The sequence below is a fragment of the Stenotrophomonas sp. 82F1 genome, assembly GCF_056861525.1.
The window spans coordinates 76,189-98,477 of record NZ_JBSPUD010000014.1 but is presented as its reverse complement, the minus strand read 5'-3'; the positions used below and the strand labels follow the sequence as shown (position 1 = coordinate 98,477).

General features: G+C 67.2%; 23 protein-coding genes. 7 read left to right on the top strand and 16 right to left on the bottom strand.

What is annotated here, in order from left to right; all coding sequences use genetic code 11:
- Window positions 1–56 precede the first annotated feature (56 nt).
- The 10 genes from AC13GI_RS14320 to prmB form a co-directional block, all read right to left on the bottom strand.
- Entirely contained in the window at window positions 57–2,075 is a 2,019-nt protein-coding gene (locus tag AC13GI_RS14320) for a flotillin family protein (protein WP_482996638.1), read from the bottom strand.
- Window positions 2,072–2,746 (bottom strand): DUF1449 family protein, encoded by a 675-nt coding sequence (locus AC13GI_RS14315; RefSeq protein WP_089236317.1) that lies wholly within the window; start codon window positions 2,744–2,746, stop codon window positions 2,072–2,074. Before AC13GI_RS14315 ends, AC13GI_RS14320 begins: the two co-directional genes overlap by 4 nt.
- Window positions 2,747–2,914: 168 nt before the next feature.
- Window positions 2,915–3,571 carry a phosphoribosylanthranilate isomerase gene (locus tag AC13GI_RS14310; RefSeq protein WP_025876155.1) on the bottom strand — a complete coding sequence of 219 codons (657 nt, stop codon included), beginning with the start codon at window positions 3,569–3,571 and terminating at the stop codon, window positions 2,915–2,917.
- On the bottom strand, window positions 3,568–4,338 hold the full coding sequence (gene truA, locus AC13GI_RS14305; RefSeq protein WP_099819039.1) for a tRNA pseudouridine(38-40) synthase TruA: 771 nt from the start codon (window positions 4,336–4,338) through the stop codon (window positions 3,568–3,570). Before truA ends, AC13GI_RS14310 begins: the two co-directional genes overlap by 4 nt.
- A 32-nt stretch (window positions 4,339–4,370) precedes the next feature.
- The gene (locus AC13GI_RS14300) at window positions 4,371–4,730 is read right to left on the bottom strand and encodes a VOC family protein (RefSeq protein ID WP_482996637.1); all 360 of its coding nucleotides are present in this window, start codon (window positions 4,728–4,730) and stop codon (window positions 4,371–4,373) included.
- Entirely contained in the window at window positions 4,727–6,703 is a 1,977-nt protein-coding gene (locus tag AC13GI_RS14295) for a FimV/HubP family polar landmark protein (protein ID WP_482996636.1), read from the bottom strand. Before AC13GI_RS14295 ends, AC13GI_RS14300 begins: the two co-directional genes overlap by 4 nt.
- 130 nt (window positions 6,704–6,833) lie before the next feature.
- Window positions 6,834–7,862, bottom strand: coding sequence for an aspartate-semialdehyde dehydrogenase (locus tag AC13GI_RS14290; RefSeq protein WP_482996635.1), 1,029 nt, complete (start codon window positions 7,860–7,862; stop codon window positions 6,834–6,836).
- A gap of 91 nt (window positions 7,863–7,953) precedes the next feature.
- Window positions 7,954–8,991: a 2-hydroxyacid dehydrogenase gene (locus tag AC13GI_RS14285; protein WP_482996634.1), complete on the bottom strand. Its 1,038-nt coding sequence runs from the start codon at window positions 8,989–8,991 to the stop codon at window positions 7,954–7,956.
- On the bottom strand, window positions 8,984–10,087 hold the full coding sequence (gene aroC, locus AC13GI_RS14280) for a chorismate synthase (protein ID WP_099819034.1): 1,104 nt from the start codon (window positions 10,085–10,087) through the stop codon (window positions 8,984–8,986). The genes AC13GI_RS14285 and aroC overlap by 8 nt, the downstream gene beginning before the upstream one ends.
- Window positions 10,084–11,013, bottom strand: a complete 930-nt coding sequence (gene prmB / locus AC13GI_RS14275) for a 50S ribosomal protein L3 N(5)-glutamine methyltransferase (RefSeq protein WP_099819033.1) — start codon at window positions 11,011–11,013, stop codon at window positions 10,084–10,086. The genes aroC and prmB overlap by 4 nt, the downstream gene beginning before the upstream one ends.
- A gap of 123 nt (window positions 11,014–11,136) precedes the next feature.
- Here prmB and AC13GI_RS14270 point away from each other — a divergent pair, with 123 nt between their 5' ends.
- Window positions 11,137–11,787 carry an SCO family protein gene (locus tag AC13GI_RS14270; protein WP_099819032.1) on the top strand — a complete coding sequence of 217 codons (651 nt, stop codon included), beginning with the start codon at window positions 11,137–11,139 and terminating at the stop codon, window positions 11,785–11,787.
- The gene (gene asd, locus AC13GI_RS14265) at window positions 11,784–12,626 is read left to right on the top strand and encodes an archaetidylserine decarboxylase (RefSeq protein ID WP_099819031.1); all 843 of its coding nucleotides are present in this window, start codon (window positions 11,784–11,786) and stop codon (window positions 12,624–12,626) included. Before AC13GI_RS14270 ends, asd begins: the two co-directional genes overlap by 4 nt.
- A gap of 122 nt (window positions 12,627–12,748) precedes the next feature.
- Here the strand turns inward: asd and AC13GI_RS14260 are convergent, their stop codons facing one another.
- Both AC13GI_RS14260 and AC13GI_RS14255 read right to left on the bottom strand, forming a co-directional pair.
- Window positions 12,749–13,096, bottom strand: a complete 348-nt coding sequence (locus AC13GI_RS14260) for a ribonuclease E inhibitor RraB (RefSeq protein WP_099819030.1) — start codon at window positions 13,094–13,096, stop codon at window positions 12,749–12,751.
- Window positions 13,097–13,119: 23 nt separating this feature from the next.
- Window positions 13,120–14,730 (bottom strand): transglycosylase SLT domain-containing protein, encoded by a 1,611-nt coding sequence (locus AC13GI_RS14255; protein ID WP_099819029.1) that lies wholly within the window; start codon window positions 14,728–14,730, stop codon window positions 13,120–13,122.
- Window positions 14,731–14,852: 122 nt separating this feature from the next.
- Between AC13GI_RS14255 and AC13GI_RS14250 the strand changes: the two genes are divergently transcribed.
- Window positions 14,853–16,358: a helicase HerA-like domain-containing protein gene (locus AC13GI_RS14250; protein WP_099819028.1), complete on the top strand. Its 1,506-nt coding sequence runs from the start codon at window positions 14,853–14,855 to the stop codon at window positions 16,356–16,358.
- Window positions 16,359–16,436: 78 nt separating this feature from the next.
- Complete coding sequence (gene greB / locus AC13GI_RS14245) at window positions 16,437–16,952, top strand: transcription elongation factor GreB (protein ID WP_099819027.1); 516 nt, start codon at window positions 16,437–16,439, stop codon at window positions 16,950–16,952.
- A 43-nt stretch (window positions 16,953–16,995) separates the two neighbouring features.
- Here greB and AC13GI_RS14240 read toward each other — a convergent pair whose 3' ends face one another.
- Complete coding sequence (locus tag AC13GI_RS14240) at window positions 16,996–17,814, bottom strand: DUF3025 domain-containing protein (RefSeq protein WP_099819026.1); 819 nt, start codon at window positions 17,812–17,814, stop codon at window positions 16,996–16,998.
- Complete coding sequence (gene rimO / locus AC13GI_RS14235; protein ID WP_099819025.1) at window positions 17,811–19,172, bottom strand: 30S ribosomal protein S12 methylthiotransferase RimO; 1,362 nt, start codon at window positions 19,170–19,172, stop codon at window positions 17,811–17,813. The genes AC13GI_RS14240 and rimO overlap by 4 nt, the downstream gene beginning before the upstream one ends.
- A 207-nt stretch (window positions 19,173–19,379) precedes the next feature.
- Between rimO and AC13GI_RS14230 the strand changes: the two genes are divergently transcribed.
- From AC13GI_RS14230 to AC13GI_RS14220, 3 genes are read left to right on the top strand one after another with little or no spacing between them, the layout of a single operon-like run.
- Entirely contained in the window at window positions 19,380–20,051 is a 672-nt protein-coding gene (locus AC13GI_RS14230) for a dienelactone hydrolase family protein (RefSeq protein WP_482996633.1), read from the top strand.
- Complete coding sequence (locus AC13GI_RS14225) at window positions 20,048–20,470, top strand: HIT domain-containing protein (protein WP_032975033.1); 423 nt, start codon at window positions 20,048–20,050, stop codon at window positions 20,468–20,470. The genes AC13GI_RS14230 and AC13GI_RS14225 overlap by 4 nt, the downstream gene beginning before the upstream one ends.
- Window positions 20,471–20,485: 15 nt before the next feature.
- Entirely contained in the window at window positions 20,486–20,653 is a 168-nt protein-coding gene (locus AC13GI_RS14220) for a LiaI-LiaF-like domain-containing protein (RefSeq protein ID WP_025876120.1), read from the top strand.
- Window positions 20,654–20,718: 65 nt separating this feature from the next.
- Here AC13GI_RS14220 and dcd read toward each other — a convergent pair whose 3' ends face one another.
- Window positions 20,719–21,285: a dCTP deaminase gene (gene dcd, locus AC13GI_RS14215; protein WP_089236335.1), complete on the bottom strand. Its 567-nt coding sequence runs from the start codon at window positions 21,283–21,285 to the stop codon at window positions 20,719–20,721.
- A gap of 79 nt (window positions 21,286–21,364) precedes the next feature.
- Complete coding sequence (gene apbC / locus AC13GI_RS14210) at window positions 21,365–22,258, bottom strand: iron-sulfur cluster carrier protein ApbC (RefSeq protein WP_257216136.1); 894 nt, start codon at window positions 22,256–22,258, stop codon at window positions 21,365–21,367.
- Window positions 22,259–22,289 lie beyond the last annotated feature (31 nt).

Genomic DNA, 22,289 nt, shown 5'->3' with positions numbered 1-22,289 from the left:
CGGCCGTCGATGCGGCCGGCACGGGTGGGCGATGGCGGTGGCCATCGCCGGGTGGATCAGCGCGCGCTGTCGACCACAACGGTCGCCGCGACGGGCACGGTCTCCGCGTCCTCGGCGATCTGCCGCGGTGCATTGTCGGCAACGTTGACGCCCAGGTAGCGCTGCATCAGGTCCTGCACGATCGGGCTCTTGCCGGCGAAGCCTTCGATCGACTTGCCCAGCGACACCGCCTTGATCAGGTTCTCGAACATGCCGCCGTCGCCACCGATCAGGTCGATGTCGGCATTGCGCAGTGCGCTGGCGATCACGCCGGCGTTCTCGCGCGAGACTTCCTTGCCGGCTTCGATCGACGCCAGCGCCTGCTTGAGGCTGTTGTCGAGCATCATGCGGAACTCTTCGTGGCCACGTGCCTGGTCGCTCAGCGAGGCGATCGCTTCGAACTTGCGGACCAGGCCCTCGGCCTCGGCCAGCAGCTTCTTCTGCACCACGCCGGCTTCGGCGTTGCCCAGCGATTCGGTGGCGGTGGCGCGGGCCAGGCCCATCTTCTCTTCGCCCTGTGCCTGTGCCTGCAGCGTCTCGGCCAGCACGCGCGCCTCGTTGCTGCCCTGCTTCAGGTTCGCTTCGGCCTTGGCTTCGATCACGCGCGCTTCGGCGATGCCGACCTTTTCGATGGCCAGCGCCGACGCTTCGCGCACCTGCGCTTCGGCCAGGCCGGGTGCGGCCTGCTCGGCGCGGAACGCATCAGCCAGCAGGCGCTTGGCTTCGGCCTGCTTGCCGGCCGCTTCGTGCTCGGCCTGCGCCAGGGTGGTCAGCTCTACCGCGCGGTGCTTGGAAGCGGTCTCGCGGGCCTGTGCTTCCTTCACTTCGCGCACCAGCGATTCCTGCGCCTTGGCTTCCGCTGCCAGGATCAGCACCTGCTTCTGGCGGTCGGCCTCGGAGACTTCGCGCACTTCCTTGATGCGCTCTTCTTCCTGCGCCACGGTCTTGTCGATGGAGATGCGTTCGCGGGTGATGTTGGCCACGTCCATCTTGCCCTGCTCAACCACCTTGTCGCGCTCCACGCCCTGCAGCTGTACTTCGCGATCGGTGGTGACCTGCTCCAGCTGGCGTGCACGTTCGACGCGCTCGGCTTCGATGGCGACGGCGCGCTGGCGGTTCTGCTCGGCCACTTCCACTTCGCGCATGCGGTTCTGCTCGCGGATGTCGATCACCTGCTGCGCTTCGATGCGGGCGTTCTCGGACAGCTGGCGCTGTTCTTCCTGGACCTTGGCGGTCTCGGCTTCCTCGCGCGCACGGATGGTCTCGATCTCGCGCTTCTGCCGCGCCTCGGCCTCGGCCTGCTGGCGTTCAAGCGCCAGCAACGCTTCGCGGGCTTCGACGTTCTTCTTGGTGATGGCCAGCTTCTCGTTCTGCTCCAGCTCGTTGGTCACCACGTTCTGCGCAGCGGTCAGCTCGGTGATCTTGCGGATGCCCTGCGCATCGAGGATGTTGAACTGGTCCAGCAGCGACTTCGGCGTCTGCTCCAGGTAGTCGATGGCCACGTCTTCCAGCACATAGCCATTGAGGTCGTTGCCGATCACCGCAATGATCTCGTCGCGGAATTCCTGGCGCTTCTCGAACAGCTCGGTGAAATCGAACTTCTTGCCGACCGTCTTCAGTGCTTCGGAGAACTTGGCGTTGAACAGCTCATCGACCGCGTGCTTGTCCGAGGCGCGGTCGGCGCCGATGGCCTTGGCCACGCGCAGCACGTCGGCCTGGGTCTCGTTGACGCGCAGGTAGAACGCCACGGCGATGTCGGCGCGCATGTTGTCGCGGCAGATCAGGCCTTCCTTGCCGCGACGGTCGATCTGCAGGGTGATCAGGCTAATGCGCATCAGCTCGGCGCGGTACAGCACGGGAATGATCAGCGCGCCGGTGAAATGCACCTTCGGGGTGGAACTCATGTCGTTGACGATCAGGGCCACGCCCTGGTCGACCTTGCGGTAGAACGCCTTGAACAGGCCCGCTACGCCGAGCAGGAGGGCGAGGACGCCGCCCACGATGATCAGGAAGGGGAGCACGGATTCCAACGTCATTGATGATTCTCCTTGTTGCCCGGAAGCAGGTTGTCCTGGAAGTCGAGGGCGACCGCGTCGGCGCGGACCACCCGGTAATGGTGTTGTGCAGCCACGTGCTCGACCAGCACGATGCGCTCGCCGCGCTGCAGTTCGATGTCGCTGCGGATCTGCAGGACCAGGCCGGCACCGCCGTCATCGACGGTGGCATGGCCACTGCGTGCGTCGACCTTCGGCGAGGCGACCACGCCGACCCGGCCCAGCAGCGAGGCCTGCGGCACCGGGCGCAGGCGCAGCAGGAAGCGGCGGATGGGACGCAGCAGCAGCGCGGTGACCGGCACGGCCGGCAGTGGTGCGAGCACCGCCACGACGGTACCCAATGACCAGCGCAGCAGGTCGGGCAACGGCAGCAGCAGGTACAGATGGATGAAGTAGGTCAGGGTCCAGGCGAACAGGCTCAGCAGCGTCACCACCACCATGAGCGGCACGCCGCCCAGGCCCCAGCGCGCCAGCAGCGCGGACAGGCCACTGAGATGGGCATCGCCTTCAAGGGCGCCATCGGCACCGGCCTCACCGAAACCGTCATCGACCAGGCCGAAGGCGGCAATTCCCCAATACAGAACCGCCACCGCCAGCGCGACGCTGTACGGGAGGGTCGGATAACCGAGTACGACGGTGAGGAATTCCTGCATCGTTTGCCTTCCTGGGCGGGGGCGCCAGGCGCCCGTTCGGAGCTCGCCAACAGCGGCTCCGTCGATCCTCGTGCCGGCCCTCGTGGCCAGCGCGCTTGGGATCATCCTATGTGAAGAAGGTGTGCAGGCTCAAATGTGAAGACCGGACACCGTGGACGTGACCATGTCTCAATCCAGCACGGCGCAGTCGGAGCGCCGGACTTCCTCCACGAACGTACGCATCTTGTAGCCGTCCTTGATGCCCGGCTCCAGTTCAATGCCACTGGAGACATCCACGCCCCACGGCAGGGTCGCCAGCACGGCGTCATGCACGTTCTCCGGCGTCAGACCTCCGGCCAGCAGGAACGGCCGGTGCAGGCCGGTGGGGATACGCGACCAGTCGAAGGCCACGCCGGTACCGCCGCCGCCGCCCGGCGCATGGCTGTCGAACAGGAAGCCGGCGGCGCTGGGGTAGCGCAGCTGCAGGGTACGCGCATTGATCTCCTCGCGCCCGCCCATGGCGATCGCCTTCAGGTAAGGCATGTTGAAGCTGCGGCAGAAGCTCTCGTCTTCCTCGCCATGGAACTGCAGCAGGGTCGGCCGCACGGTGCGCAGCACCTCGCGCACTTCTTCCCTGCTGTTGTTGCGGAACAGCGCCACCACGTCGACCATCGGTGCGATCGCCTGGCGCATCGCGCGCGCTTCGGCCGGTGCGACCCGGCGGCTGCTCTCGCGGGCGAAGATGAAGCCCACCGCGTCCACGCCCAGCTCGCCGGCCAGGCGCACGTCGCCGGCGCGGGTCATGCCACAGAACTTGATGCGGGTACGGTAGTAGGAGCGGCTCATAGCGTTACCTCGGCGGGCAGATGCCAGTTGTCGGGGTACAGCGGCCCCAGGAACACCAGTCCCTGCGCAGGAGCGGTGGGACCGGCTACGGTTCGGTCGCGCCCGGCCAGCAGTTCGGCGATCCACTCCACCGGCTTCTCCCCACTGCCAACCAGAATCAACGAGCCGACAATATTGCGGACCATGTGATGAAGGAATGCATTGCCGCGCACCGCCACCTCGATGACGTCGTCGTGGCGGCTGACCTGCAGCGACTGCAGTTCACGCCGCGCATGCAGGGCCTGGCACTGCACCGAGCGGAAGGCGCTGAAGTCGTTCTCGCCCAGCAGGGCCTGCCCCGCCAGGTGCATGCGCTCAGCATCAAGCGGGCGCCGCTCCCAGCTGAGGGTCTGCCGGCCCAGCGCCGGGCGCACTTCGCGGTTGAGCAGGCGGTAGCGATAGCGTCGTGCCCGCGCGGAGAAACGGGCATGGAAGTCATCGGCCACCGGCACGCACCAGCGCACCGCGATCGAGCGCGGCAGGCGGGTGGTGGTGCCGAGCATCCAGGCGCGCGGATCACGCACCACGTCGGTCTCGAAGTGCACGACCTGGCACTGGCCATGCACGCCGGCATCGGTGCGGCCGGCGCAGACCACCTGCAAGGGGGTATCGGCCACCGATGACAGGGCCTGTTCCAGGCTGGCCTGGACGCTGGGTCCGCCCTCGCCCAGGTTCTGCCATCCCCTGAAATCGCTGCCGTCGTACTCGACGCCGAGCGCGTAACGCATGTGCTACCTCGATGTTGCGGATGGGGCGGCGCTCAGGCCGGGTCGCGCTCGGACCAGACCGCCAGTTCGTTGCCACCGGGCTCGATGAACTGGAAACGGCTGCCACCGGGGAAAGAAAACACGGTCCGCACGATCTGCCCGCCGGCCGCGCGCACGGCCGCTTCCATCGGCGCCAGCTGATCGGCATACAGCACCAGCAGTGGCGCGCCGTCGCTGGCGCGCTGCGGTTGGCCGCGGAAGAAACCTCCCTGCAGGCGACCATCGTCGAACGCAGTGTAGTCGCTGCCATAATCGACGAACGACCAGCCGAACACGGCCTCGAAGAAGGCGCGGCTCGCAGCCGGGTCGCTCGAGGCGAATTCAACGTAATCCAGGCGGCGTTCGCGGGTCATGGCAGACGGGCGAGCAGTTCACGGGCCTGCGCCTGGCAATGCAGATCGCCACCTTCGGCAACCTCCTGCAGCAGGGTGCGCGCAGTCTGCGCGTCGCCCAGATCCAGATAGGCGATGGCCAGTTCCAGCCGCTCCTGGCCGACCCGCGGCGTCCAGTCATGGCCACTGCCTGCCGCAGACCCGACGGCATCCTCGGCGGCCGCGTGGTCGTCGTGCAGGTCGATCGGTGCAGCCGCCCCATGCTCATGCGGTTCGGCAGGCAGATCGAACACGCCGCGGAACTGCGGCTCCTGTTCGGCCTGCAGCGCGTAGTCGGGCACGGCCACCTCGGCCGGTTCAGGCGGCACGACCGGGGCAGCGGCATCGTCCCAGCGCGGCAGATCGTTCACCGCTGCAGGCAGTTCAGCCAGCGCGTCCTCATCAAGCTCACCCGCCCGCCACTCGGCCGGCGCGGCATCGGCATGGATTGCCGCATCCGGCGCGTCATGGTCGGCAGGGCTGGCCCAGGCCGGCATCGCCGGTTCCTGACGCCCACCGTCGGCCGCAAAGCCTGCGCCGGCGTCCTGCTCGGCCAGAGTATCCAGCGCGGCACCTGCCGGCAGCGCTGCTGCCAGGCCCGCAGCATCGTGCTCCTCGCGCAGCGGCGGCAGCGGCGAGGGCTTGCGACGACGCAGCAACCAGGCGCCCAGGGCAACCAGCACCAGCAGCGGCAGGCCCAGCCAGTACCACGGCGTGCCGGCACCCGGCGCACCCGGCGCCTGCGCCAAGCGCTGCTGCGCGGCGGCCAGGTCATTGTCCTTCATCGCGATCAGTGACTGCTGCTGCTCCTTGAGCTTCTCCAGCTCCGCCACGCGCTGCTTCAGATCGCCGATCTCGGCATCGCGGGTGGCGATGTCCTCCTTGGCCTGGCGCAGTTGTTCGTTGCCCAGCATGTCACCCTCGCTGCCGGCAGTGGTGCCGGTGGTTGTGCCCGCGTGCGCGGCGTCGGACGCCAGCGCCGGAGCGATTTCAAGTCGTGCCCCTGTGGCCGCAGCCGGGGAAGAAGCCGCGCCGTCGGCCTTGGCCACCGGCATCGGGGCGCCGGCCGGCTGTGGCACGGTGCGGGCCTGCCGCCACTGCGCGGCATGTTCGCGAACCAGCGCGGCTGCCTCGGCCGCATCCACCGCAGCCAGTGCGGTATCGCCCGGCATGCGCAGCACCGCGCCCTGCTTGAGCAGGTTGACGTTGCCTCGGATGAAGGCTTCGGGATTGGCACGCAACAGCGCGATCATCGCCCGGTCGCGGCTGATCTGATTGCCACGGGCCAGCGAACCGGCAATCTGCGAAAGGGTCTCTCCGCGCTGCACGGTCACGCTGCCGTCTGCGGCCAGTGCGGGCGCTGCTGGCGCTGGCGCAGATGCCGCAGCGCGCGGACGCGGTGCAGCCGGTACGGCTGCCGGCGTGGCTGGTGCCGGCTCGGCTGCGGTTGCAGCATCGGCAGGCGCATCGCGGACGATGGTGTCCGACAGCACGCCGGCCGGCGCGACGATCTCCGGTTCGGCCACGGCCAGTGCACTGGCCGGTGCATCAACCAGCGCCGAGTACTCACGCACCAGCCGACCCTGGCCCCAGTCGGCCTCGACCAGGAAGCTCAACGACGGTGTTTCCACGGGCGTCTGCGAGGTGACCCGCACCACCGCCCTGCCCTGTGCATTGCGGGTCAATTCGAACTGCAGTTCGCTGACCAGGCCTGCCGGACGCTGCAGGCCAACGCGCTCGAAGGTGACCGGCGAGGCGAGCGCGACGCGCAGGTTCTCAAGTTCGGATGGATCGGCGGAGATCACCGGGATCTCGGCCAGCAACGGCTGTCCTGGCTTGGACAGGACCCGGATGTCGCCCAGGCCCAGGGCCATGGCCGAACTGCTGACCAGGGCCAGCAGCGCGGCGGAGAGACAGGTGAGCGGACGCCGTGCGCCCTTGGCTCGTTTATTCATGGGCGACACTATAAAGCGTGCGGACCAAGGTCCGCACCCATGTAGAGCCGAGCCCATGCTCGGCTGCTTGGGGAGAGCCGAGCATGGGCTCGGCTCTACAGAAAAGGCCGGGCGTTGCCCGGCCTCTCCATCAACGCGTCCCGGCGGCGACCAGCTCGGCCAGCTGCACCGCGTTGAGGGCAGCACCCTTGCGCACGTTGTCCGACACGATCCACAGGTTCAGGCCACGCGGATGCGACAGGTCCTCGCGGATGCGGCCGACATACACCGCGTCCGTGCCCGAGGCATGGGTGACCGGCGTCGGGTAACCACCGGCTTCGTGACGATCCACCACTTCGATGCCCGGCGACTGTTCCAGCAGCGCGCGCGCTTCGGCCACGGTCACCTTGTCACGGGTTTCGATCGCCACCGATTCGGAGTGGCCGTAGAACACCGGCACACGCACCGCGGTCGGGTTCACCAGGATGCTGTCGTCGCCCAGGATCTTGCGGGTCTCCCAGACCAGCTTCATCTCTTCCTTGGTGAAGCCGTTGTCCAGGAAGTCGTCGATGTGCGGGATCAGGTTGAAGGCGATCTGCACCGGGAAACGCTGCGGATCGATTTCCTGGAAGCTCAACAGCTGGCCGGTCTGCTTGCCCAGTTCTTCCAGCGCCGAACGACCACCGCCGGACACCGACTGGTAGGTGGACACGTTGATGCGCTGGATGCCGTACTTGCGGTGCAGCGGTGCCAGCGCGACCAGCATCTGCATGGTCGAGCAGTTCGGGTTGGCGATGATGCCGCGCGGACGGTTGCCGATCTGGTCCGGGTTGACCTCCGACACCACCAGCGGCACGTCATCGTCGTAACGGAAGGCCGAGGAGTTGTCGATCACCACCGCGCCAGCGGCGGCGAACTTCGGGGCGTATTCCTTGGACACGCTGCCGCCGGCCGAGAACAGGGCGATATCCACGCCACTCGGGTCGAAGGTGGCCAGGTCCTGGATCTTGACCTTGCCGCCGTTGAACTCGACTTCGCCGCCGGCCGAGCGCTCGGAAGCGAGCAGGCTCAGGGTGCCGACCGGGAAATCGCGCTCGGCCAGGATGGCCAGCATGGTCTCGCCGACCGCACCGGTGGCGCCGACGATGGCGACGTGGAAGCTGCGTTGTGCATTGCTCATGGGGGAACTCTCACGAAAACGGGAATGGGGGAAAACTCACGCACGACAGCTGGGTTCGGGGAGCCTCCTCGGATGGATGCGCGGAGGTTCCCTATCGTTTCCCGCTTTTTTCATCCATGGAGGCGCGCGCGGCAAGGGCCGCGTCGGCGTTGATCGCGCTCGGCATGTGCGACGGGCTGCCGTCCAGGCCAAGGCCGGCCAGCAGATTGTCCACGGCCATCTGCACCATCGCCGTACGCGTGGCCAGCGAGGCGCTGCCGATGTGCGGGGTCAGCACGATGTTGCGCAGGGCCAGCAGCTCCGGCCGCACGTTCGGCTCGCCTTCGTACACATCCAGGCCAGCAGCCGCCAGGCGACCGTTGGCCAGTGCATCGGCCAGCGCCAGTTCGTCGACGATGCCGCCGCGGGCGATGTTCACCAGCGTGGCGGACGGCTTCATTTTCGCCAGCGCGGCGACGTCGATGATGTGATGCGACGACGGGGAATACGGAAGTACGGTCAACAGATGGTCGGACTGCGCCAGCAGCGTATCCAGGTCCACGTAGGTGGCGCCGAGCGCGGCTTCGACGTCGGCCGGCAGCCGCGAACGGTTGTGGTACAGCACCTTCATGCCGAAGCCGTGCGCACCGCGACGGGCGATACCCTGGCCGATGCGGCCCATGCCGAGGATGCCCAGCGTGCTGCCATGGATGTCGGCACCGAGCATGGTCTGGAACGACCACTGCCCCCACTGCCCCTCGCGCAGCCAGCGCTCGGATTCGGTGATCCGGCGCGCGGTGGCCATCAGCAGGGCAAAGCCGAGATCGGCGGTGGTTTCGGTGAGGACGTCCGGGGTGTTGCTGGCGAGGATGCCGGCGGCGCTCAGCGCGTCGACATCCAGGTTGTTGTAGCCGACCCCGACATTCGCGATCACCTGCAGCTGCGCGGCATCGGCGACCTGGGCCGCACCGATGCGCTCGTTGAGGGTGATGATCGCCCCGTCAACGTCAGCCAGCTGCGCGGCGATCTGCTGCGGCGACCAGGCGGTGACGGCATCGGTGGTGCGCAGCTGCACGCGATCGCGCAGCGGCGCGATGGCCGCGTCGATCAGCGGCTGGCTCACCCACACCGTCGGCCGCGCATCAGCCATCAAGCTGGCCGGGAATGCGCGGGGTGATGGTGCCGACATCGCCGCACTGCGCGCGGTGGCGCAGCGCCTGGTCCATCAGCACCAGTGCCATCATCGCCTCGGCGATGGGGGTGGCGCGGATGCCGACGCAGGGATCGTGGCGGCCGGTGGTGACCACCTCCACCACATTGCCGGCCGTATCCAGCGACTCACCCGGCAGGCGCAGGCTGGAGGTCGGCTTGAGCACCATCGAGGCGACCACCGGCTGGCCGGTGGAGATGCCACCGAGAATGCCACCGGCGTGGTTGCTGGCAAAACCCTGCGGGGTCAGCAGGTCTCGGTGTTCGGTGCCCTTCTGCATGGCGCTGGCAAAACCGTCGCCGATCTCCACGCCCTTCACCGCGTTGATGCTCATCAGTGCGGCTGCGAGCTCGCCATCAAGCTTGCCGTAGATCGGCTCGCCCCAGCCCGGCGGCACGTTGTCGGCGACCACGTCCACGCAGGCGCCGACCGAATCACCGGACTTGCGCAGCGCATCCATGTACGCCTCCAGCTCGGGCACCTGTGCAGCATGCGGCCAGAAGAACGGGTTGTCCTCGACCACCGACCAGTCGAAACCGGCCGGGGTGATCCCGCCCAGCTGCGACAGGTAGCCGCGCACGGTGATGCCGAAACGTTCGGCCAGCCACTTCTTGGCAACCACGCCAGCGGCCACGCGCATGGTGGTCTCGCGCGCCGAAGAACGGCCGCCGCCACGCGGGTCGCGGATGCCGTACTTGTGCCAGTAGCTGTAGTCGGCATGTCCCGGACGGAACTGTTGGCCGATGTTGCTGTAGTCCTTGCTGCGCTGGTCGGTGTTGCGGATCAGCAGCGCGATCGGGGTGCCGGTGGTCAGGCCCTCGTACACCCCGGACAGGATCTCGATTTCGTCGGCCTCGCGCCGCGCCGAGGTGTGCCGGCTCTTGCCGGTGGCGCGACGCTGCAGGTCGTGGCTGAATTCGGCCGCGTCCAGCGCCAGCCCCGGCGGGCAGCCATCGATCACGCAGCCGATGGCCGGCCCGTGCGATTCGCCGAACGTGGTGACGGTGAACAGCTTGCCGAACGAATTGGAGCTCACGGGCGCTGTGCCGCCAGTTCGGTGATGCGTGCGCTGTGGGCGATCAGCTCGCGGCACTCGACCGCGAAGATGCCCATCTGGCCGACCTTGAACTCGACCCAGGCGAAATCGACTTCCGGCAGCAGCTTGATCAGGTGCTGTTCGGATTCGCCCACTTCACAGATCAGCAGGCCGTCCTCGCTCAGGTGCAGCGGCGCGTCGCGCAGGATCTTCAGCACCAGGTCGAGGCCATCGTCGCCGGCACGCAGGCCCATCTCCGGCTCGTAGGAGTACTCCTGCGGCAGGGCATCGGTCTCGTCGTTGGTGACGTACGGCGGGTTGGTGACGATCAGGTCGTAATGGCGGCCGGTCAGGCCGTTGAACAGGTCCGACTTCAGCAGGGTCACGTTGTGCGCCTGCAGACGTTCCTTGTTCTCTTCGGCCAGCGACAGCGCATCATCGCTGAGGTCCACGCCGTCCACTTCCCAGTTCGGGTAGTAGTGGCCCATGGCGATGGCGATGCAGCCCGAACCGGTGCACAGGTCCAACGCGCGGCTGACGTCGCGGCCAGCCAGCCACGGCTCGAAGCCGCACTCGATCAGCTCAGCGATCGGCGAGCGCGGCACCAGGGCACGCGTATCGCTCTTGAAGCTGAGGCCGGCGAACCAGGCTTCACCGGTCAGGTAGGCGGCCGGGATGCGCTCGTCGATACGGCGCTGGAACAGCTCCAGCACCGCCAGCTTCTCTTCCCGCAGCAGGCGCGCCTGGCCGTAGGCCGGGCCGAGGTCGTGCGGCAGGTGCAGGCCGTGCAGCACCAGCTGGGTGGCCTCGTCCAGGGCATTGTCGTAGCTGTGCCCGAAGGTCAGGCCCGCAGCGTTGAAACGGCTGGTGCCGTAGCGGATCAGATCGATGATCGTGTGGAGTTCGGCGGCCGTTTCAGCGGTCATGGCGGTACTGCGGGCAAAGTGGCCCCCGATTATAGGGGTTGCCGCCTGCGCCGGCATCCGTTGCGGCAGAAACGATCCAGTCGCAGCCGGTATGATGGTGGCCACTTCCTGCGGCGGAATCCCATGTTCAATCGCAACGTCGGCATCATCCTGCTGATCGCTCTGGCAGCGGGCCTTGGCCTGCTCGCCGCCCAGCAGGTGTTCGCGCCGAAGCCTCCGGCCGGGCAGCCGGCCACCGAAGCGATCACCCTGTACCCGCAGCCGCGCGCCTTGCCCGACTACAACCTGGCCCAGTCCGACGGTACGCGCCTGATCCCCGGCGAGCTGAAGGGCCACTGGACCCTGGTGTTCCTCGGCTTCACCTTCTGCCCGGACGTGTGCCCGACCACCCTGGCCGAGCTGGCCGGTGCGCAGAACCAGTGGGAAGCCCTGCCCGACAGCCTGCGCCCGCGCGTGCTGTTCGTCTCGGTCGACCCGGAGCGCGACACCGCCACGCGCCTGGGCGAGTACGCCCATGGCTTCCACAAGGACACCCTGGCGGCGACCGCTGACATCCCCTCGCTGGAGCGCTTTGCCACCTCGCTGGGCTTCGTGTTCCAGAAGGTGCCGGGCAAGCACTTCGACGAGAATCCCGAGGATTACACCCTCGAGCACTCCGCCAGCCTGGCCGTGCTCGACCCGCAGGGCCGGCTTGCCGGCCTGGTGCGGCCCCCGTTCAACGCGCCGGCGATCGCCCGCGACCTGCAGAAGCTGACCGAGAAATCCGCCCCATGAGTCTGACCACCGCCCTGACGTACGTCCTGCCCCACCGCCTGCTGTCCTCGATGGCGCGTTCGCTGGCGTACTCGGACAACCCGCGCGTATCGCGCTGGCTGATCGACACGGTCACCCGCAAGTTCAACGTCAACCTGGATGAAGCGGCCAACCCGGACCCGCGCAGCTACCCGACCTTCAACCAGTTCTTCACCCGCGCGCTGAAACCCGGCGCGCGCGTGGCCGATGCCGATCCGCGCAGCCTGGTGATGCCGGCCGATGGCCGCATCAGCCAGCTCGGAAAGATCGACGCCGGGCGCATCTTCCAGGCCAAGGGCCAGTCCTTCACCGCCGCCGAACTGCTGGGCAGTGCCGAGGACGCCAAGCCGTTCAACGATGGGCTGTATGCCACGGTGTACCTGTCGCCGCGCGACTACCACCGCGTGCACATGCCGTGGACCGGCACCCTGCGCGAAACCGTGCACGTGCCCGGCCGCTTGTTCAGCGTCGGCCCGGCCGCAGTCAACAACGTGCCGGGGCTGTTCGCGCGCAACGAACGCCTGGTCTGCCACTTCGACACCAGCTTCGGGCCGATGGTCAGCGTGATGGTCGGTGCGCTGCTGGTGTCGGGCGTGGAAACGGTGTGGAGCGGCGAAGAAATTCCGCATTACGGCGACCGCATCACCCGCAAGGACTATCGTGGCCGCGGCATCACCCTGCAGCGCTTCGAAGAGATGGCGCGCTTCAATTACGGCTCGACCGTGATCGTGCTGCTGCCGCCGGGCGTGGCCGAATTCGCCCCGCATCTGGATGCCGAGCATCCGGTGCAGCTGGGCCAGGCACTGGCGAAGCTGCGCTGAGGTTCATGTAGAGCCGAGCCGAGCCGAGCCGTGCTGGGCTCACGCTTGGCCAGTAGATCCACGCCATGCGTGGATGGCTTCAACGGAGTGCCGGCCAGCGGCCGGCACTACCGGATGCGGCGTTACTGCAGGGTCGGCGCCGGGCCGACGTCCATGCCATCGTAGTCTTCCACGCCCATCTGCGTGGCCAGCGCGCTCAGTTCCTGGTTGCGCTTGTCCAGCGAGGTTTCGTCGTGGACTTCCACGCGCTCCACGTGCAGCACGTGGAAGGCAGCGTCACCGTCTTCCGGCTCCTGCTCGAACAGTTCCACCAGCACATAGCCCTGCGCCTGCAGGTGGGTGCCCAGTGCCTGCAGCGGCTCGGCAGTGGAGTGCACGAAGAAGTACCCCCACAGCAGCGGGGCGTCCAGGTCCCAGTCGGTGTTCTCGCGGAGGTTGGTGAACAGGTTGCGGGTGTCTTCGAGGTCCATGCGATATCCAGAGTGCGGAGAGATTATTTGTCGCAGCCCTGCAGCTTCAGCACCTGGCCGTGGCGCAGGCTGTAGCCGGGGGCCTTGAGGCCATTGGCGCGGGCCAGCACCGGCACATCGCACTGGAACTTCGCGGCGATCCGGCCCAGGGTCTCACCCTTGCCGACCTTGTAACTGCGGGCCGGCTTGGCCCGCGGTGCCGGCGCCGGGCGCGGCGCAGCCACCGGCGCTGCGGGCGTGGTCGGCACGCTGCTGGCGGCATTGGGATCGACCACCGGCACCACCCCGCCCACGGCCACGCTGCCGGTGTAGCTGGCGGCGCTGGGGCGCATGATCGCGGCATTGAGGTCGGCGGTGATCAGGGTGCGGGCCAGATCCGCACGCGGGCCGCTGACGCAGTTGCGCGCGTACAGGCCGGCAATGCGGTTGGTGGCGTTGATGAGGGTGCCGGCCGGAATCCAGCCATCGGCTTCATAGCGCGGGTTGAGGTTGCGCAGTGCGCGCATGTAGCCATCGCGGGTGCCATGGCTGCCCAGGCAGATGGTCAGCTCGTAGATCGTGGTCGAGCGGGCCAGGCGGATGGTGGCCGGCTGTGCGTTGATCTTCGGGAACTCCACGCCGTACTGCTGCGGGTGCAGGAAGATCCAGGACGCGGCGATCACCATCGGCACGTAGTCCTTGGTCTCGCCGGGGAACTGGTTGTAGACGCTGTCCACCCAGAAGCTCTGGCCCGGGTACTGCTTGTAGACGCGCGCCGCGCGGCCCTCGCCGCCGTTGTAGCCGGCCAACGACAGTTCGACGTTGTTGTTGAGCTCGCGCATGCGCTCGTTGAGGTAGGTCGCGCTGGCTTCGGCGGCGCTGCGCGCGTCGAAGCGGGTATCGAAACCGGTGCCGTCCGGGCCCAGGCCGAAGCGGCGACCGGTGGCCGGCATGAACTGCATCAGGCCCGCGGCGCCGGCGCGTGAGGACGCATGCACGCGGCCGTTGGATTCCTTGGCCATGATGCCAAACAGCAGCGCCTCGGGCAGGCCGCGCTTCTCCCATTCCGGCCACATCACCGCGCGCAGGTTCTGGTAGTTCTCGTAGGTGGTCATCAGCGCCGGGCGCATGTCGGTCAGCCAGCGGCGGATGCCAGCCTGCACGGCCGGGTTGTACTCGACCATGTTGTCGAAGGCATGGCGCTTGTCGTTGAGCAGCGCCGCCGCGCGGGCCGCCTCGGGCACGTCGGCAGCCAGCGGGCCGACATGATCCGGGTCGGCTTCCAGGCGGTCGCCGGCTTCATCGGCCACGTCATCATCGGCGGCGGCATCGGCGTCATGCTTGAGCAGCCGCTTGTAGGTCGCCAGCATGTTGCTCATCTGGCAGCCCTTCTGCTTCACGCACTCGCTGATGACATCTTCCATGTCCTCCAGCGCGGCATCGGCCTCGTTGCGCCCCTTCGGATCGGCGTTGGCCACCAGCAGCACGGCATCGCTGTAGCGCTTCTCGGCAGTCGTCATGCGCTGCTGCAGTGCATCCACCTTCACCTTGTCCCGGGCCGAAACCCGCTGTGCGTGGGCCTCCGGCGCCAGGGAAACCAGGCCAGCCAGGGCCAGCAGCGGCCAGGTGCGGGAAATCAGGACAGGAACGGGCATTGGTGGCACTGTGTATGAAACAGGCAGGCAGAGTAGCGGCGCGGCCAAGGTCGGGGCAAGCCGACCGTCGGCCCGTCACTGTCGGCGGTTAACATTGGCACATTCATCACAAGGGCTGGACCATGGATCCGATTCTGCTCGGCAAAGGCATCACCGACGATGTGGCTGTCACCCTGCTGCCGAAACTCGGCAACCGCCATGGGCTGGTGGCCGGCGCTACCGGCACCGGCAAGACCGTGACCCTGATGACCCTGGCCGAGGGCTTTTCACGGATCGGGGTGCCGGTGTTCCTGGCCGATGTGAAGGGCGATGTCTCCGGCCTGGCCGTGCCGGGTACCGGCGCCGAGAACCTGCTCAAGCGCGCGGCCGAGATCGGCGTGGGCGACTATGCCCCGGCGGCCAGCCCCACCGTGTTCTGGGATCTGTACGGCAAGCTCGGCCACCCGGTGCGCACAACCGTGAGCGAGATGGGCCCGACCCTGCTGGCACGCATCCTGGAATTGAACGACACCCAGGCCGGCGTGCTCGACATCGTGTTCAAGCTGGCCGATGACCGCGGCCTGCTGCTGCTGGACATGGACGACCTGCGCGCCCTGCTCGGCCTGGTGGCCGAGGAGCGCAAGGACATCTCCACCGAGTACGGCCTGGTCAGCGCGCAATCGGTTGCCGCCATCCAGCGCGCCCTGCTGCGCCTGGCGCAGGACGGCGGCGAGCATTTCTTCGGCGAACCGGCGCTGGAACTGGCCGACATCATGCGGGTCAACCATGATGGCCGCGGTGTCATCGGCATCCTGGCCGCCGACCAGCTGGTGCTCAAGCCCAAGCTGTACTCCACCTTCCTGCTGTGGCTGTTGTCGGAGCTGTTCGAGCAGCTGCCGGAAGTGGGCGACCTCGACAAGCCGAAGCTGGTCTTCATCTTCGACGAAGCGCACCTGCTGTTCGACGATGCACCGCCCGCACTGGTCCAGCGCATCGAACAGGTGGTGCGGCTGATCCGTTCCAAGGGCGTGGGCGTGTACTTCTGCTCGCAGTTCCCCGACGACGTGCCGGCCAACATCCTCGGCCAGCTCGGCAACCGCGTGCAGCACGCGTTGCGCGCTTTCACCCCGCGCGACCAGAAGGCGGTGAAGACCGCCGCCGAGACCTTCGTGCCGAACCCCAAGCTGGATGTGGTGAAGGTGCTCAGCCAGCTCGGCACTGGCGAAGCGCTGGTGTCCACCCTGCAGGACAAGGGCGTGCCGATGCCGGTGCAGCAGACGATGATCGCCCCGCCGCGCTGCCGCATGGGACCGGTCACCGACACCGAACGTACGCAGGTGCGTGCAGGCAGCCCGGTCGGCACGCGCTACGACACCGCCATCAACCGCGAATCGGCCGCCGAACTGCTGGCGCAGCGCGCGCAGAAGGCCGTCGAGAAAACCGATGCGCCGGCTGCGCGCAGCCGTGAACAGGACGAGGCGCAGGAAGGTGGCTTCGGGCAGTCGATCAAGGACGCTATTTTCGGCACCAAGCGCCGCCAGGGCATGATCGAGACGATGGCCAAGCAGACCACGCGTACGGTCGGTACCAAGCTGGGCAACCAGATCGTGCGCGGCATCCTGGGTGGCATCTTCGGCGGCAAGCGCTGAGAACCCCGCCAGTACCTCCGCGGCGCGCCGGCAAGGGCGCGCCGTCGTTGTTTCATTCCGTACGAGAAGCCGTATTACATGTCGCGTTGGCGTCCCCCTGCAGAAAAGAGCACCGCGCTGATCACCGCCGCCGGCCATGCACGCTTGAAGGCCGAGCTGGATGACCTGTGGCGTGTGCGCCGACCCGAAGTGGTGAAAGCGCTGGCCGCCGCAGCGGCAGAGGGTGATCGCTCGGAAAATGCCGAATACACCTACCGCAAGAAGCAGCTGGGCGAGATTGATCGACGCGTGCGCTACCTGACCAAGCGTCTGGAATCACTGCGCGTGGTCGACACCACGCCGACCGATCCGCAAGCGGTGTTCTTCGGTGCCTGGGTGGAACTGGAGAACGTGGACAGCGGCCAGACCAGCCGCTACCGCATCGTCGGGCCGGATGAGACCGACGCAGGACTGGGCTGGATCAGCATCGATTCACCGTTGGCGCGGGCCTTGTTGAAGAAGCGCCTGGATGATGAGTTTTCGGTGGAACTGCCCAGTGGCCATCACACCTTTGCGGTGATCGATGTCGAGTACGAGACTGCGGCCAAGGGCTGAGCCTCCAGCGGGCAGTGGCGCTCAGCCGCGCATGGGTTGCGCTCTACAGCAGCGGCGGCGGGTAACGACGGCCTTCGCGCAGTGGGCGGAAGTAATCGTCGTTCGTGTAGAAGGCTGGTGTCTGATCGGTGTGCCAGCCCGGAATGCCCGCCAATGGCAACGGCCGCAGCTCCAGAGGGTCGAGCAGCACCCTGCCCTCGTCGATGGCCTGCGCGACCGCGCCGACGCAGTCCGCATCTTCATCGCCCTGCAGCACGATGCATTTTCCCACCAGCAGCCGGCCCGGCAGCAGCGCCTGTTCCATCAAGGCATGACCAAATACAGCGGCAATGGCGATCCGCCCTGACTGCCAATGGATGGGTTCGAACAACGCGCGCCAATCGTGAGCATCCCAGGCTGCCAGCAATGCCCGGTCGCGCACCCGCACCACCACGCCGGTTTCATCGAACTGGGTCAGCGCGGCCTGCGCGCGGTTGCGCTGTCCGGCGGCCATGCGCTCGATGTGCCGGCATTGCTGCGTGTTGAGTGCGCGCTTGATCGACGGGTAGCGTGCCCAGACCAAGGCATTGAACAGGTCGTGCCAGTTGCCCGCGCGGGTTGCAATGCGCCCGTCGGCAATGCGCGTTTCGTAGTGCAGGCCGTCGGCCAGCAACGCCGCATCCTGTTCAACAAGGCGCTTGCCCGGCAGCGTCAGGCGCGCGTCCAGATCGACCACGCCTGGCCAGTCCGCTGCCGTCAGCAGATCACCGAACGTGGCGATACCGGCAAACAGCGGATGATCGAACGCAGACCGATCCACCGCCGCGCGCAGCGGTGCCACGAATCGGCGGGGGCCGCCATCAGCAGCCTCCGCCCCGGTCACAGCACCTTGAGGTCGAAGGCCGCGCGCGTGGTCGGCGGCAGTGCATCGCCGTAGAGGTCGTGCTCGTCGCTCTCGGTGATTTCCACGTCGACGAACTCACCCACGCGCAGCGCCACCTGGTCGGCGTTCTGGATATGCACCAGGCCGTCGATCTCCGGCGCATCGGCCTTGGAACGAGCCACGGCGATATCGCCTTCGATGGCATCGACCAGGCATTGCTGCACCGTGCCGATCTTGGCTTCCAGCCGCGAGGCCGAAATCTGCGCCTGCTTTTCCATGAAGCGCGCCAGTCGTTCCTGCTTCACTTCTTCCGGCACCGCGTCCGGCAGGTTGTTGGCCGTGGCGCCCTCGACGGGCGAGTAGGCGAATGCACCCACGCGGTCCAGCTGCGCTTCGTCGAGGAAGGACAACAGCTCTTCGAACTCGGCCTCGGTCTCGCCCGGGAAACCGACGATGAAGGTGGAACGCACGGTGATGTCCGGCGCGATGCGGCGCCAGTTCTGCACGCGCTCCAGGGTCTTCTCGACCGCACCGGGACGCTTCATCAGGCGCAGGATGCGCGGGCTGGCGTGCTGGAACGGGATGTCCAGGTACGGCAGGATCCGGTTCTCGGCCATCAGCGGCACCACGTCATCGACGTGCGGATACGGATAGACGTAGTGCATGCGCACCCAGGCATCCAGTTCGGACAAACCTTCGCACAGTGCCTTCAGGCGGGTCTGGTAGGCCTTGTCGCGCCACATCTTCTCGGCGTACTTCACATCCACGCCGTAGGCCGAGGTGTCCTGCGAAACCACCAGCAGTTCGCGCACGCCGCCACGCACCAGGCGCTCGGCTTCGCGCAGCACCTCGTCCACTGGACGCGACACCAGCTTGCCGCGCATCGAGGGGATGATGCAGAAGCTGCAATGGTGGTTGCAGCCCTCGGAAATCTTCAGGTAGGCGTAGTGGCGCGGGGTCAGCTTGATGCCGTAGTCCGGCACCAGATCCACGAACGGGTCGTGCTTGGGCGGCAGCGCGGCGTGCACGGCTTCCATCACGCTCTGGTAATCCTGCGGCCCGGACACCGCCAGCACGTTCGGGTACGCCTCACGGATCTGCTCCGGGCGCTTGCCCAGGCAGCCGGTGACGATCACCTTGCCGTTCTGGTTCATCGCCTCGCCGATGGCATCCAGCGATTCGGTCACCGCCGAATCGATGAAGCCACAGGTGTTGACCACCACCACGTCGGCCGAATCGTAGGACGGGACGATGTCGTAGCCTTCCGACCGCAGCTGGGTGAGGATGCGTTCGGAATCGACGAGGGCCTTCGGGCAGCCAAGGCTGACGAAGCCGACTTTGGGGTTCAGCTGGGACATGGAATCGCGGGACTCTGGGGGCCTGGGCCCCTGCCGGCATGGCAGGGGGACCTGGGGGCCGGGGCCTGAAAGGGCGCCAGTATACCGGGGTTGGGCGGCGGCCTCTGAATCGTGTGAGCCGCCCGATCCCGCACAGCCGCTGACATCGCGCTAACCCGCCCAGCACCGACAATGCACGCCTGTCCCCCTGCAACGAGGTACCCCCCGATGTCCGAATGGATCACCCTGGACACGCATTACGGCCCGGTCCGCGCCTGGCAGGCACTGCCCGAGGGCAAACCCCGCGGCGCACTGGTGGTGGTGCAGGAAATCTTCGGCGCCAACCCGCATATCCGCAACGTGGCCGAACGCTTCGCGGCCGAGGGCTACGCGGTGCTGGCACCGTCATTCTTCGACCTGGTGGACGGCCCCGAGGCCGATCCGGATGCCCTGCCCTATACCCCCGAAGGCGTGAAGGATGGCTTGGAACGGGTCACCGCGCTGGGCATGGAAAAGGCGCTGGAAGTGGTCCGCGCCGCCGCTACCCGGCTGGCCCCGCACGGCAAGGTCGGCACGGTCGGCTACTGCTGGGGCGGCAGCGTCGCGCTGCTGTCGGCGCTGCGCCTGGGCCTGCCCTCGGTGAGCTACTACGGCGCACGCAACGTGCAGTTCCTGGATGAGACGCCGAAGGCCCCGGTGATGTTCCACTTCGGCGCGCAGGACAAGAGCATCCCGCCGGAGGCGATCCAGGCCCACCGCGAGAAGCTGCCGCAGATGGCGACCTTCGTCTATCCGGCCGACCATGCCTTCAACCGCGAGGTCGGACATGCGTATGATCCAGACAGCGCCGCCCTGGCGCTGCAACGCACCCTGGACTTCTTCTCGGAGCATCTTGGATGAGCGATTTCGAACTCGATTCACGCCTGGCCACCGATAGCGTGCTGGTGGCTGAAGGCCCGTTGTCGCAAGTGCGACTGATGAACGACGAACGATTCCCCTGGCTGGTCCTGGTGCCGCGCCTGGCCGGGGTGACCGAGTGGATCGAGCTGGACGGCGAGCAGCAGGACAAGCTGCGCACCGAGCTCAACCGCGCCTGCAAGGCGCTGCACGGTTCCGACGGGGTGGAGAAGATCAACATCGGCGCGCTGGGCAATATCGTGCGCCAGCTGCATTTCCACGTGATCGGCCGCCACGACGGCGATCCGGCGTGGCCGGGACCGGTCTGGGGCAGCGGCCCGGCGCACCGCTATGAACCGGCCGCACTGGACCAGCATGTCGCCTACTGGAAGGAACGGCTAGGATATCCGGCCCATTCCTGAGCCAGTGCCGACCCGATGCGATTCAATATCGTCGCCGCCATCCTGCTGATCCTGATCGGCCTGTTCATGCTGGCCAGCAATCTGGGCTGGACCAACCTGAACCTGTCGCGCCTGCTGCTGACCTGGTGGCCGCTCGGCCTGGTGGCCGTGGGCATCGCGATCCTGTTCGGTCGCGGCAAATAAGCAAAGGCGGCGCAAGCGCCGCCTTCGTGATCACGCAGAACGCCGGGCATCGCCCGGCGCCCCCTTCAGGTGCGCGGCAGAGTCACGCCGGTCTGGCCCTGGTACTTGCCGCCACGGTCCTTGTACGAGGTCTCGCACACTTCATCGGACTGGAAGAACAGCATCTGCGCCACGCCTTCGTTGGCGTAGATGCGCGCCGGCAGCGGCGTGGTGTTGCTGAATTCCAGGGTCACATGGCCTTCCCACTCCGGCTCCAGCGGGGTCACGTTGACGATGATGCCGCAGCGCGCATAGGTGCTCTTGCCCAGGCACACCACCAGGGTGTCGCGCGGAATGCGGAAATATTCGACCGTGCGCGCCAGCGCGAAGCTGTTCGGCGGAATGATGCACTCGTCACCGACGATATCGACGAAGCTGCCCGGATCGAAATGCTTGGGGTCCACGATCGTCGAGTTGATGTTGGTGAACACCTTGAACTCGCGCGAGCAGCGCACGTCATAGCCGTAGCTGGAGGTGCCGTAGCTGACGATGCGCTCGCCGTTGACCTGCTTGACCTGCCCGGCCTCGTACGGCTCGATCATGCCGTGCTGTTCGGACATCTGGCGGATCCAACGGTCACTCTTGATGCTCATGCTCTGTCCTGGGTGCAAGGGGGCGCGAGGATTCTAGCAGGGGGCCGGGCGTCGCCGCCGCAGCCCCGCCAGCGGGCCCTTACAGCAGCGAGGACAGGATCGGGATCGAGGCGCGCGGGCGCTTGCCCACCTCCTCGACCAGACGCTGGGCAGCGCGATGGTAGGCCTGGGCCGCGGCCGAATCCGGCTGCGCGGCGGTGATCGGGGTACCGGCGTCACCCTGCTCGCGGATGCCGATCTGCAGCGGCAGCGACCCCAGCAGCGGTACCCCGTACTGCGCCGCCATGCGCTCGCCACCACCCTCGCCGAACAGGTGCTCCACGTGCCCGCAGTTGCTGCAGGTATGCACGGCCATGTTCTCGACCACGCCCAGCACCGGCACTTCGACCTTCTCGAACATCTTCAGCGCCTTCTTCGCGTCCAGCGTAGCGATGTCCTGCGGCGTGGTGACGATCACCGCGCCGGCCAGCGGGATCTTCTGCACCAGGGTCAGCTGGATGTCGCCGGTACCCGGCGGCAGGTCGATCAGCAGGTAGTCCAGGTCATCCCACAGCGTGTCTTCGAACAGCTGGGTCAGCGCCGCCGTCGCGCGCGGTGCACGCATGATCAGCGGTGTCTCGTCCTCGACCAGATAACCGATCGACATGGTGTCCACGCCGAACGCACGCATCGGCTCGATGCTCTTGTTGTCCGGGCTCTCCGGGCGGCCGGACAGACCCAGCATCGCCGGCACGCTGGGGCCGTAGATGTCCGCATCAAGCACGCCGACGCGCGCACCCAGCTGCTGCAGGGCAACGGCGAGGTTGACCGCCGTGGTCGACTTGCCCACCCCACCCTTTCCCGAGCCCACCGCGATCACGTTGCGGATGCGCGCATGCGGCGCCAGTCCCTTCTGCACCTGGCTGGCATGCGGACGACGGGAAGAACTGTTCACTGCGGACTCCGGGGTGAATCGATAAGAAGAACCCAACATCATACAAGCTGGACGTACGCTGACTGAAATT

Excerpts from the sequence above, each read along its gene's own strand:
- AC13GI_RS14320 (WP_482996638.1), bottom strand. The coding sequence starts at position 2,075 with ATGACGTTGGAATCCGTGCTCCCCTTCCTGATCATCGTGGGCGGCGTC.
- AC13GI_RS14315 (WP_089236317.1), bottom strand. The coding sequence starts at position 2,746 with ATGCAGGAATTCCTCACCGTCGTACTCGGTTATCCGACCCTCCCGTAC.
- AC13GI_RS14310 (WP_025876155.1), bottom strand. The coding sequence starts at position 3,571 with ATGAGCCGCTCCTACTACCGTACCCGCATCAAGTTCTGTGGCATGACC.
- truA (WP_099819039.1), bottom strand. The coding sequence starts at position 4,338 with ATGCGTTACGCGCTCGGCGTCGAGTACGACGGCAGCGATTTCAGGGGA.
- AC13GI_RS14300 (WP_482996637.1), bottom strand. The coding sequence starts at position 4,730 with ATGACCCGCGAACGCCGCCTGGATTACGTTGAATTCGCCTCGAGCGAC.
- AC13GI_RS14295 (WP_482996636.1), bottom strand. The coding sequence starts at position 6,703 with ATGAATAAACGAGCCAAGGGCGCACGGCGTCCGCTCACCTGTCTCTCC.
- AC13GI_RS14290 (WP_482996635.1), bottom strand. The coding sequence starts at position 7,862 with ATGAGCAATGCACAACGCAGCTTCCACGTCGCCATCGTCGGCGCCACC.
- AC13GI_RS14285 (WP_482996634.1), bottom strand. The coding sequence starts at position 8,991 with ATGGCTGATGCGCGGCCGACGGTGTGGGTGAGCCAGCCGCTGATCGAC.
- prmB (WP_099819033.1), bottom strand. The coding sequence starts at position 11,013 with ATGACCGCTGAAACGGCCGCCGAACTCCACACGATCATCGATCTGATC.
- AC13GI_RS14270 (WP_099819032.1), top strand. The coding sequence starts at position 11,137 with ATGTTCAATCGCAACGTCGGCATCATCCTGCTGATCGCTCTGGCAGCG.
- asd (WP_099819031.1), top strand. The coding sequence starts at position 11,784 with ATGAGTCTGACCACCGCCCTGACGTACGTCCTGCCCCACCGCCTGCTG.
- AC13GI_RS14260 (WP_099819030.1), bottom strand. The coding sequence starts at position 13,096 with ATGGACCTCGAAGACACCCGCAACCTGTTCACCAACCTCCGCGAGAAC.
- AC13GI_RS14255 (WP_099819029.1), bottom strand. The coding sequence starts at position 14,730 with ATGCCCGTTCCTGTCCTGATTTCCCGCACCTGGCCGCTGCTGGCCCTG.
- AC13GI_RS14250 (WP_099819028.1), top strand. The coding sequence starts at position 14,853 with ATGGATCCGATTCTGCTCGGCAAAGGCATCACCGACGATGTGGCTGTC.
- greB (WP_099819027.1), top strand. The coding sequence starts at position 16,437 with ATGTCGCGTTGGCGTCCCCCTGCAGAAAAGAGCACCGCGCTGATCACC.
- rimO (WP_099819025.1), bottom strand. The coding sequence starts at position 19,172 with ATGTCCCAGCTGAACCCCAAAGTCGGCTTCGTCAGCCTTGGCTGCCCG.
- AC13GI_RS14230 (WP_482996633.1), top strand. The coding sequence starts at position 19,380 with ATGTCCGAATGGATCACCCTGGACACGCATTACGGCCCGGTCCGCGCC.
- AC13GI_RS14225 (WP_032975033.1), top strand. The coding sequence starts at position 20,048 with ATGAGCGATTTCGAACTCGATTCACGCCTGGCCACCGATAGCGTGCTG.
- AC13GI_RS14220 (WP_025876120.1), top strand. The coding sequence starts at position 20,486 with ATGCGATTCAATATCGTCGCCGCCATCCTGCTGATCCTGATCGGCCTG.
- dcd (WP_089236335.1), bottom strand. The coding sequence starts at position 21,285 with ATGAGCATCAAGAGTGACCGTTGGATCCGCCAGATGTCCGAACAGCAC.
- apbC (WP_257216136.1), bottom strand. The coding sequence starts at position 22,258 with ATGTTGGGTTCTTCTTATCGATTCACCCCGGAGTCCGCAGTGAACAGT.